This is a genomic window from Paenibacillus rhizoplanae (genome assembly GCF_042684125.1).
Taxonomy (GTDB): domain Bacteria; phylum Bacillota; class Bacilli; order Paenibacillales; family Paenibacillaceae; genus Paenibacillus_AQ; species Paenibacillus_AQ rhizoplanae.
On the sequence record NZ_JBHUKY010000111.1, the window covers coordinates 1 to 1,004 of the forward strand.

The window sequence follows — 1,004 nt, forward strand, 5'->3', positions numbered from 1 at the left end:
CCCTACTGCTGCCTCCCGTAGGAGTCTGGGCCGTGTCTCAGTCCCAGTGTGGCCGTTCACCCTCTCAGGTCGGCTACGCATCGTCGCCTTGGTGAGCCGTTACCTCACCAACTAGCTAATGCGCCGCAGGCCCATCCCCAAGTAGCAGATTGCTCCGCCTTTCATTCTCTCTTCAGGAGAGGAAAGAAATTATCCGGTATTAGCTACCGTTTCCGGTAGTTATCCCAGTCTTGAGGGCAGGTTGCCTACGTGTTACTCACCCGTCCGCCGCTAAGTTATTCAGGAGCAAGCTCCTTCATAACTCCGCTCGACTTGCATGTATTAGGCATGCCGCCAGCGTTCGTCCTGAGCCAGGATCAAACTCTCCAAATTGGTATTCAGAAAGAGCGATTGCTCATTTTGAAACATCTGACGAGAATTTTCATTCTCATTTTGGATCTCACCGAAGTGATCTCCAGATACTCACTCGTTGTTCAGTTTTCAAAGATCAAGTTCATCTTTCGTCACTGTTTTTTGTCTCAGCAGCGACCTTTATAATATATCACAGCGTCCTCGTTTTAGTCAACCTTTATTTTTAATTTCTTTTTTCGGCTGATTTACGACTGCATTACTGCGCATCGTTATGTCAGAGGGACGAGTTATAATTTATCATAAGAACTGCACCCTAGTCAACCCTAAATATTATACTCCCTTTCAGCTCTTCTGCAAACTTGGACAAATAAAATAACCCCACAAAGTGAGGCTTTAGCTTCGATGATGACTCAGGTACTTTGCGGGGGCCCCAAACATATAAATTCTAGAGTAAAGGGCTGGTACAACCCAGCCCCTCCTCATCAAACCGTACGTGAGGTTTTCCCTCATACGGCTTTCCGATGTTTGTCATTCATGGGCATGCAGATTACAATAGCGTTTTTAGTCCACACTTATTGGCCATATACTTGACCTCCGGGAATGAGCTCATCCATCTCCTCCGTTGTCTCTTCTTTGCATACCACCGGGTAAAT

General features: G+C 46.6%; 1 rRNA gene. It reads right to left on the reverse strand.

Features of this window, described 5'->3' with window-relative positions:
* Positions 1-372, reverse strand: a 16S ribosomal RNA gene (locus ACFSX3_RS33285); the annotation flags it as partial.
* Positions 373-1,004 lie beyond the last annotated feature (632 nt).